At 42.4% G+C, this 15,369-nt stretch carries 9 protein-coding genes; all 9 read right to left on the minus strand.

Annotated features, from left to right (window positions below):
• Positions 1 to 37: 37 nt before the first annotated feature.
• On the minus strand, positions 38 to 700 hold the full coding sequence (locus JMY08_RS05170; protein ID WP_201591793.1) for a c-type cytochrome: 663 nt from the start codon (positions 698 to 700) through the stop codon (positions 38 to 40).
• 77 nt (positions 701 to 777) lie between these two features.
• Complete coding sequence (locus JMY08_RS05175; protein WP_201591796.1) at positions 778 to 2,394, minus strand: flavin monoamine oxidase family protein; 1,617 nt, start codon at positions 2,392 to 2,394, stop codon at positions 778 to 780.
• A gap of 376 nt (positions 2,395 to 2,770) precedes the next feature.
• On the minus strand, positions 2,771 to 4,168 hold the full coding sequence (locus JMY08_RS05180) for a cytochrome c (RefSeq protein WP_201591799.1): 1,398 nt from the start codon (positions 4,166 to 4,168) through the stop codon (positions 2,771 to 2,773).
• 118 nt (positions 4,169 to 4,286) lie between these two features.
• Positions 4,287 to 4,901 (minus strand): YceI family protein, encoded by a 615-nt coding sequence (locus JMY08_RS05185; RefSeq protein ID WP_201591802.1) that lies wholly within the window; start codon positions 4,899 to 4,901, stop codon positions 4,287 to 4,289.
• A 466-nt stretch (positions 4,902 to 5,367) separates the two neighbouring features.
• A complete protein-coding gene (locus JMY08_RS05190) occupies positions 5,368 to 6,537 on the minus strand; it encodes an HlyD family efflux transporter periplasmic adaptor subunit (RefSeq protein WP_201591805.1) in 1,170 nt (389 codons plus the stop codon).
• A 2-nt stretch (positions 6,538 to 6,539) separates the two neighbouring features.
• The gene (locus JMY08_RS05195; protein WP_201591808.1) at positions 6,540 to 8,864 is read right to left on the minus strand and encodes a type I secretion system permease/ATPase; all 2,325 of its coding nucleotides are present in this window, start codon (positions 8,862 to 8,864) and stop codon (positions 6,540 to 6,542) included.
• 147 nt (positions 8,865 to 9,011) lie between these two features.
• Positions 9,012 to 10,463, minus strand: coding sequence for a TolC family protein (locus JMY08_RS05200; protein ID WP_201591811.1), 1,452 nt, complete (start codon positions 10,461 to 10,463; stop codon positions 9,012 to 9,014).
• Between the two features lie 401 nt (positions 10,464 to 10,864).
• Positions 10,865 to 11,146, minus strand: a complete 282-nt coding sequence (locus JMY08_RS05205; RefSeq protein ID WP_201591814.1) for a hypothetical protein — start codon at positions 11,144 to 11,146, stop codon at positions 10,865 to 10,867.
• 45 nt (positions 11,147 to 11,191) lie between these two features.
• On the minus strand, positions 11,192 to 15,369 hold a 4,178-nt coding region (locus tag JMY08_RS05210), incomplete at its 5' end, for a Mur ligase family protein (protein ID WP_227679598.1).

Below are 15,369 nucleotides of genomic sequence, written 5' to 3' on the forward strand. Positions count from 1 at the left end.
AATGAGAAATTTAGGATGTTAGAAAATGAGTCATGCGCTATTCACTGGGATCAGCGCCGGGTGGAAAGTCATGGCGCAGCTGCGTGACATTAGCAGTGGTAACCGTGTCCGTATAGTTGTTCAAATCGCTATGCACATACTGGGTAACGGCAGCTATTTGCTGATCGGTCATCATGCTATGAAAAGAAGGCATACCACGTAGACCATTCATAACGATGCTAATAATATAATACTTTGACTCCATCTTAGTGTTGTTAGCTAACGGTGGATAGTAGCCTGCTCCTCGTGCGCCCTCGCCTTTTTGCATATGGCAACCCGCACAAGAATCCTCATAAAGCTTTTTACCATCAGTAGAAAAAAAACCGCTTTTGCCTTGTGAGCTGCCTTCAAATTTGGTGAGCCATTTTTGTAAGCCGGCATCTTCGCTCATTTTTGGTATCGAATTAACATCAACGATATTTGTGGGGGATCTGGTCAGCGCTTCTTTGAACATATAAACCGCGCCCCACGCCCCGTTATTGCGGCTGGCTTGATCGTCAAATATCATGGGGCTGGATTGTTGACTGGCAATAGTGACCGCATTATCGTTACTATATTGACTACAGCCTGACACCGTAAATGTGCCTACCAATGTTAATAATATGACTGTCTTATATAAAATAAACGGTTTAAGACCGTTAAAAGAGCATGGTTTTATCATGTTTATGATCGCCTTTATAATCGTTACTATATAGTTGTTACTATACGATCGTTACTATGCTGGCCAAAACAGGCCTACTAGCCAAGTTTTTTGGCCTTTTGGTGTAAGCGTTTGGCCGCGTCCATCCCCGATAATATGGCCCCTTCTTGCCAAGCCGGAATGTGTGAGCAATGCTCGCCCGCCAGCACAATCCGATGATCAATGCTGCAAAGTGTATCGTAGTATTGCTCACGGCTCGATTCACTCCAAATACCATAACAACCAAGCGACCACGGGATACGATGCCAAGCGACTGACGTACCTGAACGAAACTCTTTGGGATATTGCGGATGGATACGCTTGCCGTATTCTAATGCCGCCTTGATGCGCTCTTTTGGCGTTAAGGAATTGAACTTATAAGAGGTTTCTCCAAAGCCATAAGCACCTAGTAGCACGCCAGAGCCTTGGGTGAATAAGTCCTGTGATGGATAAGAGATTTGGGTAATAGGCAGATCCGTATAAGTGATACCGCCATAGATCCATTCATCCTCCTCCCAAAACCGCCGTTTAAACTCCAAACCGACTTTATAAGAGCTGTCATAAGGGACGGCTGCCATCGCTTGCTTCATTGGTTCTGAGACATTGATGTCGATTTGGGTCAATACTGACAGCGGAATAGTGCAGATACACCAATCAGCACGAACGCTTTTGACGCTACCCTCTGGGTTATTGCTTTCAGAATTGGTGCTATCAATATAATCAACGGTTACCCCTGTCTCATCTTGATTGATTTTAGTGACTTTGGCATTAAACTTGATCATATCGCGGCATTCGCGAGTGAAGGCATCGCCTATTTTGCCCATACCTCCGACAGGTTGAAACATTGCTGGTTGATGCACGTAAACGGTGTAATTAGCATAGAGATCCGACCACATCCCTGAGTCTAATAATTTTTTCATTGGGATAGGAGTAGATGGCTTGGCGTCAGGCATCAGACCGCCACCCGGATAGACACTATAGCCGCGATGTTTGCTGGTTTCATGGCTTTTGACGTAGCGATAGCTATTATCAAGAACGCCCCAACCTTTCAAACCTTCTAGTAACTTTTCTTTATCTTCTTTAGTGACCGTATCATCTAAGCTACCTTTATTGACTGCTTTAGATAGTAACTCTGACACGTAGCCACGGATATCGCTTTGTACTTCGCCTAAGCGCTGCGGTGCACCATTGAAATGGTTAGTACGATGTAGATAAGCACGATCATTGGTTTGGATAAAGGGCTGCAATGCGACATTAAATTTTTTGCAATAATGGAATACCGCATAGTGATGTACGGGCAATCGCCACGGTCCACCATTAAAGTAATTGCCTTTTTCAAAGTCGCAAGTCACCTCCTCACCACCAAGCTCAGTATATTTATCGCCACTATTTAACGTCCAGCTGCGCCCACCACCACGATTTTGGTATTCGAGCACAGTGACTTTATAGCCCGCTTTACGTAACTCATAAGCTGCTGTAAGCCCGCTCAACCCTGCTCCCAAAATAACGATGCTCGCGCCAGCAGGAGCACCTTTGAGATCTATTTCTTGCTTAAAACTCGACTCGGATGCAAACCCCAATGTGGTCATCGCCTGATACATGGCAGTCGCGCCAGCAGTCTTACCGATCATTGAAAGCAATTGTCGCCGTGTAGGGGAATGCAATAAATCGTTCATTTAATTATCCTTGGCACACTTCGTTTTTATAGTAGGGTCTGTTGAACATTCAAATGTGGTACTGGCAGTGGCTATTTTTTAGACAATACGCAGTGAAATTTTTGACGCCTAGTCATTCTAGGTTAGACAATTTCGCCATGTATTGGCAAAAAATAGTCCTGCCCCTGCTTGTATACTTGGGGCTGATGCTAAAATCACCCCAAACGTTGTTGTAAACCTAGCTAAGGTCTCGACATTATCGTCGGTGTACGCCTGATTTGATAAAAGGTTTGATGCGATTTTAGCAATCAGCAGTCCTAATATTTGAATGTTCAACAGACCCTAATCAAACAAGCAAATTTTCAGATTCAATTCTTTAAATTTAAGGAGGTGAGATTTAACTTTTTTCTTTGATGACATGTTTAACATCCACCGCACTGACTTCGCTACTCGGCAGACCACCGAAGTTGACTCGCACATAATTAGTGATACTAGCGATTTGTGCAGGGCTTAAGTCTTTCTCAAAACCTGGCATTTTCGGCGCAGTATTGAACACACCTTTTGCCCCAAAAGCGATAACGCCGATCAATGCATCAGGTTTAGCGCGGCGAATACTGCTAAGACCGACAATAGCAGCATAGCGGGCATCCGGTTGGGCATACCCATCAACACCATGGCAACTCCCGCAATGAGCAAGATACAGGGCTTTAGACGAGGATTCAGCTGAGGATTTAGACGAATCGCTGCTACTAGTCTTAGAAGTATTCATTTTAACCTGTGCTAGATAGTCCTTTTGCTCTAGTAAATTATAAGTAATAGAGGAGCTGATGGGATTTGGTAGACGTGCAACATTAACTGGCAGCAGATAATCATCAGTCTTGATCGCAGGAATGACTTTTAGATAGTTAGCCATCGCGCTCAAATCTTCATCGGTGAGATAACGCGTACTATGTCCTACTGCTTCTGCCATAGGTCCGCCTGCATATGCTCGTTTATCAATTTTTCCAGTACGCAAATAAGTGACAATGTCACGCTCACTCCAACGTCCAATACCAGTGTCGTTATCAGGAGTAATGTTATGCGCAAACCATTTACCAAGAGGCGCACCAGAGAGGTAACGATCTTTATCGAGACCTTGGGTGAGGTTGCGCGGCGTATGACAAGTGCCACAGTGCTCTAGATTATTCACCAGATATTCACCGCGCTGCTGCGTTGGTGTCAGACCAGTACGGCTTTTAGTAGACGGCACATTGATGACATTCCACGCGAGCATTAAGCTACGAATATTTAGAGGAAAAGGCAGTTGCGTTGTTTTTTCAGGCGGCTTATCGACGACAGGAACTGTTTGGAAATAAGCAAATAAAGCGCTAATATCATCATCCGTCATTCCATGATAGGACGGATACGGCATCGCCGGATAAAGTTGATGATTTGGCGCGCGACCTTTACGTAATGCTTTGGTAAAGTCAGCTTCCGTATAATTACCAATACCATACTGCGTAGAAGGCGTGATATTGGTCGAATAGATATTACCGATAGGCGTTTCGATAGGAACACCACCACTATAGTCCTCACGATGACAGGCCATACAGTCGGCTGTACGTGCAATATAAGCCCCGCGATTGGCTAAATTGTTATTGATTGGGCTAACATTAGGCAGGCTTATGCTGGGAGGTAAGCTGGATGGTGTCAGATTGCTATTAACGATGTCTGTGCCGTCAGCAATGGCAACGTTAGAGGCTATGCTCAGCACGCTGAGAGCGAGTGTTGATATCATCATAGAAAGTGGCTTCATAATATCCTTATCATACCAGTCAATCATCCTTGATCACTTTTCAGAAGCTGTCTGCTCTTCACTAATAAATCCTACTAAAAACAGACTCTACTAAAATAAAACTATTCATCGGTAATAGCTACTGTTTAATGGCCTCAATTTGAATCTCCAAGTTGAGGTTTTTAGTGACTCCAAACCATGCATATTTATCGATATTCCATTTGGTTCGGTCAACGGTAGCCGTAAAATTACCATTGCAAACATCTTTTTTAAGTGCGGGATGCAAATAACAGTCAAACTTAGTCGCTGTCAAGCTTATAGGATGGGTTTCGCCATGCAAGGTCAAATCACCATCCACTTTTAGAATCTTAGGGAGCGATTTATTCTGATTAAAGTACCATTTGGTAGAGTCAAAACGCGCCAACGGAAAGCGCTTAACATCAAAAAAATTAGGACCTGTCAAAGTATGGTTGAATGCCTTATTGCCCGTATTCAAAGAGCTAATAGGAATAACTAATGAGATATCACCTGTCTGTGAGCTTGGATCATATTGCAAATTACCTTTGACATCATAAAAGCCGCCAGTAGTGGTCGAGGTTTTGAAGCGTTCGATAGCGAAGCTTACATTTGTACTGGCGGGATTGATGACATAGCTAGCGGCATAACTGCTCGTTATATTACTTATTATTAGTAGTGGCAGTGTTAAAAAGGCAAAAATATACGATCTTTTTTGACCGCTGTCTGAAGCGCCCATAGCCACATTCCTTCGTAAGCATTGTAAGCCTTATTGATACTACTGACTTTTTTATTGATGAGCGCAATCCATGCTTGTGCTTAATAAAAATTTAGCCATTTTAAGATTAGCCATTTTAAGACTAATAAATAGATAACTCTGCTAGTGGATAACACACTCTAATAACTTATACCCTATTTATCAAAGACTTAGGAGCATTATTTTAGCGAGGGCGGCAATATCTGCTTAGGCTAAATTTTCGCTATATATCTATTATCATAAATAGTGCGCCGTTAAGAAAACGTTAAGACGATCTTTTGGTTTAGGAAGAATGATTATGTTAGTAAGTTATGCATTAGCAATTTAAGGCAGGTAGTTGCGCGCTTTTACTGTCGTACTCTCTCAACGTGTTGAATCTCTGACGATACCAGTGCGGTTCGTTTTGATACGCGCAACATTTATCAGTAAGTATGAAGCATCTCTTAGCTTAACGTTCCCCCAACCCTTCTGACAGCGTTTTGGTAATAGGCTTGGTGAGGTAAGACAATACTGTGCGCTCCATCGCTTTTATGTCAACAGAAGCCGTCATGCCTGGTTTGATGACTATCTTGTCTTCCCGACCCTTAAATTCAGCACCAGTGATAACGATTAACACGCGATAGTAAGGCTCTTCGCCTTTGGGTGTTTGCTCCATCAAAGTATCTGGGCTGATGTAATTGACGGTGCCAGTCATCGACCCAAATATTGAATAATCATAGGCATCAAGCTTGACGGTCGCGTCTTGTCCTTCCTTTATATAAGCAATATCTGCAGGGCTGACTTTCGCATCTATAATGAGATCACTACTGGTCGGTAGAATCTGCATAATGACCTCACCCGGCTTAACAACACCGCCAATAGTCGTCACATTTATATTGTTAATTTTACCTTCTGTAGGTGACAACAAACGCTTTTCACCTAATACTTGCACGCGATCTCTTAGCTGCTCAAGCTCGGTATCCAAATCCTCTTGAGCTTTTGTCATCTCAGCTTGTGCTTCCTCAAAGTACTTGTTGCGTTTGTTATTGATTTGCGCTTCAATGTCCGCCACTTGACGACTGAGCTTGATGACATCAGCTTGACTGACATCTCCGTACTTTAATAGTGGCTCATTCATGCTTAGCTCTTGACGCGCCAAAACTAGCATTTTTTCAAGAGAAGAGACCTCTTCATTGATGGCTTGACGACGGCGATTATACAGCGCTCTTTGGTTCTGTACATATTCAGGATAACCCTGTATTTCTTCAGGAAATATCAAGGGTTTTTCAAAAATTTCGGCATTCAATCGGGCTAACTTGGCTTTTAATGCCGCTGTCTTGGAAGCAGAGTTATCTACCGCGGCTTTGGCTCGCTCTTCTTCTAACACGACAAGCAACTGTCCCGCCTTTACTTCCTCACCTTCTCTGACAGCTAATTGGGTTAATACACCCCCTTCTGATGCTTGAATTTCCTGTGTTCGAGCACTTGCAATCACCGTTGCTTTGGCACGAGTTACTTGATCGATTTTGGCAAATGATGCCCAGACGATCAAAGTAATAATACCAATCAAAGCAATCCAAATACTGAGTCTTGAACGATTAACTTTGGGATTGGTGGGTGTATATTTATACTCTGACATACCTACTTCCCTTGATCGTCTGGTGAGTTTTTAGCACTGCTAGCTTTTATGCTGATATTTTTGACCCTAGACGTTACGGGCTTGGTCTCATCAGCACCTTCTTTTGATGGTTGACTGGTTTTGTTAATAATCTTATCTTTTTGCTGTACAGTGGTCTTGTTTTTTGCTTGATCGTTTTTGCGAAGCTCATCGAGTACCGCCTGTTTTGGACCATCAATGATAATGCGTTGATTGTCCATAATGATCAAACGGTCAACCAAGTCCAGCAATGCTGTCTTATGAGTAGAAACAATAAATGTCTGCCCCTCTGTCAGCTCCTGACGCAGTACTTGTAAACAGCGCTGTTCTTGCCGATTATCCATAGACGCAGTAGGCTCGTCTAACAAAAACACATCGGGTTTGGTCAATAGTAAACGAGTGAACGCCACCAGTTGTTTTTGTCCACCTGACAGTCCTTTACCGCCTTCACTAATCGGCAGGTCAAGACCGCTTGAATGGCTCGATACCAAGTTTATGAGCCCTGTTCTATTTAGAGTATCTTGCAAGACATCATCATTGGGCGCTGCCATACCAATTAATAAGTTTTCTCGTAATGTCCCCTGAAACAATCGATGGTCTTGTTGCAGATAGCCCAAGCGCTCACTCAATGTCTCACGACTGATTTGATGTATATCAAGACCGTCTAATAACACCCGCCCTTCCGTGGGTGCGTACAGTCCTGCCAGCACCTTAAGCAAGGTGGATTTTCCTGAACCGATAGGCCCAAGTATCGCTATTCGTTCTCCTGGCTTAATCACCAGCTGTGAGATATTGATGGCTGGTCGATCATTGTCTTTGTAATTAAATATCAAGCCATCACATTGATAAGCGCCTTTGATATGCGTGGGCGACAATGGATAAGCAACGCCTTGATTGTCCTGCTCCAGTGCAAATAAACTTTCAATATTCAGTTTGGCGGCCTTAGCATGAGCATATTGCACCAGCAAGTTTGGTATAGCCATAACCGGTGCCAGCACCCTACCACCCAGTATCGAGCAGGCAATCAGTCCACCCATCGTCATGTCGCCCTGCATCACGACAAATGCCCCGACTATCACAATACCAACATAGCTTGTTTGCTGTAGCATTTGCGTAAAATACGTCAAATTGTCATTGGCATGCTTCATATCCAAGTCGTTTTTGATGGTAATGTCCATTACATCAAGCCAACGCGAGAGAAATTTCCAACTGCCTGCCCCTGCTTTTATGGTCTCGACGCCTTCCACAGCTTCTACTAGCAGACCTGTTTTATAATAAGAAGCTGTCGCGCCTTCTGCTGCAATAGCATCGATGCGTTTACGAGCAACTAATCCCATCGTAATTGCGATTACTGCCGCGATCACGGGTACGGCAGCCACTAAAGGCGACCCAATAAAAGCCACCAAACTGATGAAAATAATGGTCATGGGCAAATCGACCAAGCCAAAGAGTGTACTTGCGGTAAAAAAGCTACGCACTTGCTCATAACCACGTAGTTGCGCTGCCATAGAACCCACTGAACCTGGCATCTGATCAATACGGACTTTTAATAAACGTTGAAACACTTCCCGAGACAAATACTGATCGAGACCGACGACCACTTTATCCATGATTCTTGATCGGGAAAACTTCATAAATGCTTCGAATAAAATCACCAAAAATACACCACTCGCCAAAATAATGAGCGTGTACTCACTACGTGTCGGTATGACGCGGTCATAAACTTGCATAGAAAATAACGATACGGCTAATGCCAGCATATTGATTAGAAAAGTCGCAATAACGGCTTCCACCAAAATGCCTTTATAATTGCCCAAATCAGATTTTAGCAGGTCAGAGAATGAGGCTTTACGCTGCTTGATATGGTCTTCTTTTAGGCGGATACGCAACACCAATGACAGCTCTTCGGCACGTGTCTGTACATGGCTATTCGCTTGTCTAAAGTTCCAGCTCTTTTGCGGGGTTTGACTATCAATTACGCCCCAACCCAAATCTGTTCGATAAGCCAATAAAGGCAAAAAAGCGGCATCGGGCTGCTCTAATATTTCAGGTATGTCCGTTATGCCGATGCCTTCTAATACTGCAATGACACCGCCTAGCTCATGAATACTTTGACCTTGTCTGTCCGATTGCTCACTATGCCGCCTGACGACATCGTGGAGCCGTATATTATCTACCGGATAGCCTTGCTGCCCGAGTAAATGCTTAATCGCATCGGTCAACGTTTCGGTCAGATCAATCTGCTCCGAGTATTGCAACTCATGGTGACCAACAGACTGAGACGTTGTCTTTTGTAATTGTGCACTCATATTAATCACTTATTGAATGTTGGAGATGGTTGCGTATCCAAGATACTGTAGGAGCAAACAGGGAAACCCCTATTATTCTTATATCAGACCAGTACTAGTCAGTATTTTTGAGAAGTAGCGGTATGCTCTTTTATATGACCGTCTTGTTTAGGGGATATTCTCTTGGCTCGTTATCGGCGTAATACTATAGTCATCATTTAACATGAGATACTCTCCATTATTTAGACTCTGCTCTGCAGTCGCGGGTAGTTTAATCTCGATATACTCTTCTTCTATTGTGTTTTTTCCATAACCAAACTCGCGACTCACGCTGCTTTTATCTTGCTTATTGAGCCACTGTTTTACAGAATCTGTCGGGCTAAATAAAGTGACTGGCTTGCGATTATTAGAGAACTGTTGCCACTGCATAATACCAAAGTCCACTTGCAGCCTATAGAACGCACCCAGCATCTCCGCTCGAGTTTGTACCAGCTGTACTTGATAGTCGTTGTGTTCACGGACTGCATTGAGCACTTCGAGCCATGACTTGCGCCCTGCAATGAACTGCCTACGGTAAGAGCTGACCACAATCTGTGCGCCTGCGACAGCAGCGACCAGTGAGGTTTCTCTATCCTTGGCACTCACAAACTGCTGATACTGAACTTGAATATTTTCTATGACATTACGGCGCGCCGCTTCTTGGTTTTGTACCAGACTGTTGACCTGTGCCTGTGAGGCTCGTGCAAGCGCAAAGTTGGAGAAACCAGCGCCTGGGGCATAACTTAACCCTAATGAAAACTTACCATCATTTTCATTATTTTCGTGATAGTAAGCATGTTCGTATTGAGCATAAACGGTTGGATATCGAGCCGCTTGCTGTGCTTCAACGCCTTGCTTGGCAGATTCGATCTGAAAGTGCTCTTTGACGACCGTGGGATTATAAAAACCCACTCGATTAAAGGCCATTTTTTCAAAATCGACCGATTGCTGTTTGGCTTGATTTACCAATACTTTGATGTTCGGTATACTCATTGCACTCACCTGAGACAATGATTGACCGATGATTTGCTCAAGCCTAGCAGCGGCGATACGTTGCTGTTCGACCGCAGATTGATAAGCCGTCTGCTCTTGTAAGATACGATTTGTCACTAGATCCAGCTCAATCCTAGCGGATACACCTTGCCCAACGCGGCGCTGCATCATGGCCTCAAAGTCACTAAGTTCTTTCAGGTTTTCAACATGGACGCTTTGTTTTGCGACGGCTTGAATATAACTCTGCCAAGCATCAATCGTCGTTTTTGCCACTAGGTTTTGTTGCTCATAGATATACTCTACGGCTGCCTTATCATCGAATATGGCTTGATTGACATCAGCAGTGAGCTTGCCACCCGTCCAGAGAGGCTGGCGAAGGGTCACTTGTGAGACAAAGTCATTGTCTCTGTCGTAACCTGAGCTCACGCTTGGCGTCGGCAAGAGATTTAACTTAGCGGCATTGATACCTTCTGTGGTTGCTTGTTGACTGGCTCGAGCTGATCCCACCAAAGGATGTGTCTGAATCGCTTGTGCAACCAAACTATTGATTTGCAAATTCTCTACCGTAGCTTGGGCTGTCAGTGTCACAAACAAACAAGCCGTGAAGACTGTTAGATGATGGCACACTGATAGGCTACAAATTCTCTGCTTTTTATTTAACAAATTTTTCATATTAATTTTCAGTGATTAGCCTGATAAGTTTATGTTTGACTAATTGTTTATTTTTTAAAAACTAAACCTTACTAAACCCCACACCATAAGGCAACAAGATAATAATTTTTGATCTATTAATTAAAATAAAACTGGCTTTATAGTCCATTAAAAATAAAAGAAACATGTCCCAGATTATAAAATAGTTTCTTTACCTTATTTTCCATTTACCTTTATCGCAAAAATTTAACTTGCGTCTATTGCTTCCAGTCTAGCACAGCTCTTTTCTTATACTCAGATAAAGCAGGGCTTTGCTATATTCTCGCTCATACAAATAGTCATTTAGGGGTTGAATCACATCTATTTCTGCTGTGATCGTGAGAAGCTTGCTTGCTTTGGGTTTCGAGTGCTTCAAACAGTGTTTTAATAAAGGCGCTACCATAAACTGTATTATCTTGAATAACTGGCTGCCCATTTAGATATTTAGTATTTTTGATGGAAGCAGGTATATCAAAGTATTTGTTGCCATCAATCAGTTGAAATAGTCGATTCCACATGGCACTAGCCGCATAGGTTAATGCCATAGTTTCTGACAACTCTTTCTGGTTTTGAGGCAGCATTTTACTTGCTTTAATATCCGTACCTTCCGCTAAATATGTTATTTTTCAGTTTTTTGTGCTATCACATGTCATAATTTTTGTTGATAGGTCATAACATATTTTTCTGCTCTCAGCGCCTAAAATGACACTGATATAATGCGTGTTATCATTGCGCCAGTAATTGATTAGATTGGAACCAATACCTACCAACGTACCTGTTTTTAATCCTAAAATATTTGAGTGTACGCGCATCAATTTATTGGTATTAAAGACCTTTTTTCCATTAAATTTAAAAGCACTCAAAGAGCAATAAGCTGCTATTTCAGCATATTGACTGATAAATACCTTAGAAAGCTTACTCATGTCTTGGGCTGTGGTATAGGCATTTCTGTTGAGACCTGAACAACTACTCCAGTGACTGTTAGTTAAACCCATTGAATGAGACTTATGAACCATTTGTGTGACAAAGTGCGCTTCATTACCAGAATGCCAACATGCCAAAGCAAATGCTGCCTCGTTAGAGCTTGCAATTAGCGCAGACTCAATAAGCACTGATAACGGTATTTTTTCTCCCTTTTTATAAAATTTATAATACTCGCTGCTACCTCTTAGTAAATCGACAGGCATCTCAATTAGGGTCAGCAAAGGGTCAATACTGTCTTGCTTTACTTTATCCCATATCAACATCACTGTCATCAACTTGGCCAATGATGCCATCATTTTTGGTGTGTTTGATTGGACCGACATTATTAGGAGAGAATTGCTTATCTTGTTGTCCTCAAGCTCAAAACTCTCAACCAATATAGCAGCGTTAGTATCAAACTCTTTCATGATAGAGTCTTCTACTCCAACTGCTTCAGTAATTCTATTGTAGGCAACAGGTTTTTGACACTCTAGAAATAGCTTATTGAGTCCGATACCATTAGATGCTTTGATAAAAACATGGTCATGATTTTTGATAAACTGCACAAGCTGAGTGGTCAAAGATTGCGTGTCTTGAAAATGATAAACTTCGATATTTGACTGTTTAAGCGCATCAGCCACAGCTTTGCTCTGCTTGCCGACTAAAATTAAAGTTCTAAAGGCCATTTTTTCGATCAACGGTATCAGCTGTAAATGATATTTACCGCTATCATTACCAAGCTCTAACATATCGCCCAAAATTATCAGCTTGTTCTGAGTAGGTATTTCTAGTTGCTCAAAGTTTTCAAGCGCTGCTTGCATGGATAGTGGGTTGGCATTATAAGCTTCGTCATAAAGTGTGATTGGCGTATTTTTATAGATCGTTTTTAGAACCTGCCCTCGCCCAGCAACTGCTTCAAACCTCTCTAGCCTGACAATAGCTTCGTCAATCGATAGGTTATAATGATTTACTACTGCCAATATGGCCATGGCGTTGAGTACCATATGCTTGCCACGTGCTTGTAAAGTAAGCGTGTAAATCTGTCCATCAATCACTATCTGTGCGTTCGCATTTTTGTGAGCATAGCTTAGCAGCTTTATCATAGCCTCACTGTGTTCGCCATAGCTGATAACGTGTATACCCCAAGTATGCGCCAGCTGCTCAATAATGTCGTACTGCTTAATATCTCGGCAAATAACCGCTACAGAACCTGGTGCCATACCTTCAAAGATACGTGATTTTTTGAGGGCAATCGTTTCAACGTTATGGTGATACTCAAGATGAGCAGCAGCAATATTGGTGATCAATGCTATATCTGGACGCACCAAGTTGGTATTGCCAGACATAGAGCCAATTGCCATCTCTAATACCCAGTAATTCATAGCCTGCGGCATACACGCCAAATTCCATGCAATCCCTACTGGTAGATTTGCGCTAGATTGCGTATAACCAGCACCACCAAAACCATCTAATGTATGTGCCAGCATATTTACAGCTGTAGTTTTGCCAGCGCTACCCGTGACACCAATAACTTGACCATTAAAGGCTTGTCGAGTATAACGTCCGATATCGATAGTCGCTTGACGTATATTGCGGACGTGTAATACAGGGACACCCAAATCTTGATATGCCGATACATCATCGGTGACAATCGCAGCAGCCCCTTTTTTTATCAACAACTCAACAGCAGCTTTAGACAAGTAGCCTACTGACATACTCTTGCTTCTAGCTACTATCAGCTGACCTGATTTGAAACTGGGCGGCCAAATACAAAGACCCGTAGCAAGCCAGTTATCTGATGGCGGCACGAACCATTTACCTTTAGTGGCTCTTATAAGATTATCAGCCGTTAAGACAGAGTCCGCTACACCCTGCCTGTTAGTGCTATCTGTTTGCGGTTTACCTGAATTATCGGTACTGGTTAGCTGGTTGTTTTTTTGATGTTGCTGACTTCGTTTAGTAGCAATTTTTGGATAATTTGCATTTTCTAGAAAATCTCGATAAGCCACCAGCCCTGATAAATAATGCTCTACATCATCAATTCGTACTCTAAATGAGTGATGACGAATAAAGAAACCGTGCAAAATGGTTTGCGGTGCTTTAAAAAACATCGCCATCTCTGGAAAGAAAAAACCATTCATTAAATGATTGGCACGTGCATGTAGCGCCTGATAAAACGCTTGAACATCAAAGCCATCTAATACGTCATGAAACTCTGGATACACATCTAACGTTAACAGCATTTTATGAAACGCCATCGACAGCTCAAGCAAAGTTGGAAACGTGGTGATACGGTTTTTGATAAAGTCGGTATAGCCTCTAATATTATCGACTGCAAACTGAAAATACTTTTTTTCAGGTTTATAAATAATTAGCTCGTTTGAACAGTAAGATAACCAATGGTCGTGTGCTTGATGATGCTTGGCGTCAATAAAATAATCAAAAGCGCGCGTCACGCAGTTTAGCCAACGCACATCTTTGGTTAAGCCGTATAAACGCATTAAGGCAAATGCTGCCTCGCCATCATAATAGATGATACGGTTTTTGGCTTTCAGTGATAGATCATGGCCATGTAATACATGAACAAAGCTACCATCCTCTTGTTGCATGGCTTCGATTCCAGTCGCCAACTTAGCGGCCAAATTATGGTACTCATCAGCGAGCGGCGTGTCTTCAAACACTTGTAAGTATTTAACTAGTGCCAGTATCGCAACGGCGTTAGCACCCAGCTTAACCTCGTCACCTGTATCTATCACATAGGCTTTGTCATCATCATGTCGGATAAGCTCATGGATCAGGTAATGCATGGCGTTATCAATATTGCTTTTCATATCAGCCAAGCTAAGTTTTTCTGCTGATGTTGCTTTTGTTGATACGGCTTCATTGCTTGCGATAGCATTGTCACAATGAGTAGCATCAAAACCATAGCAAGCTTCATAACCTTCTATAAGGGCATAAGTGCTACTGGCATGGCGCAGGCTGTTATAAGTGTCGATGGTGCGATCAAAACAAGGAAAATACCCATACACATATTGACCCGAAGGCGTGACTTGTTTGGCAAGATAGTTCGTGGCCTGCTCAATAATAGGTTGTGTGCTATTTGCCGATAAGGGCAATAATTTACGATGACCTTTAAAACGTGGCTGAGTATCGAGGTTATGGCACGCTCCTGTGGTTGCATCAATAAATACACCTGCTGTGTTAAAGCTAATGACAGCTAGGTCATCATGAAAGGTAGGGATTTGGCTGCTACCGTGACGCGCCTTTACATATACATTCAGATTTTTAACATTTACCCCTGCGTGAGATACTGTATTGCCCATATACAAACAAGCGTTAGCATTTAGCTCCATTTCGGTAAGCAACAACCAAGGCTCTCTCACTCCTTCAAATGCAATACCCGAGCGGTAATAGTTTCTCTTAAATCCTTTTAAGCTTTGCTGAAAACTTGACCAAGTGGTAAGTGATGCTTGATTAAGCCACTCAAATCTTAGCCAAATAATGGGAGCATCAAACTTTTGTGATAGTTTTTCTAATTTTTCAGCAACTAATGGTAATAGCACCTCAAAATCAGCTAGGCTATATACGCTGTTTGTTTCATTTGTATTCGACAAACTCTTAACGACAAAAGAAACGGTTTTGGCTTTTTTATGACCATCAGATACAGAGATAATAAAGGTGCTGGTCAAAGTATCTGACGCAATGTTGTTTAAATCACTTTCTTTTTCGTGAGTCAATTGCGTGATACGTGTCTGTGTCCAGTTATCATAAATGTCTGGTAAGTGGTTTTTTAGGTAAGCAATTAAGATATCAATGCTGTTATTTTCACTCATATTTTTGT

Source organism: Psychrobacter sp. Pi2-51 (assembly GCF_904846665.1).
GTDB classification, from domain to species: Bacteria; Pseudomonadota; Gammaproteobacteria; order Pseudomonadales; family Moraxellaceae; genus Psychrobacter; species Psychrobacter glaciei.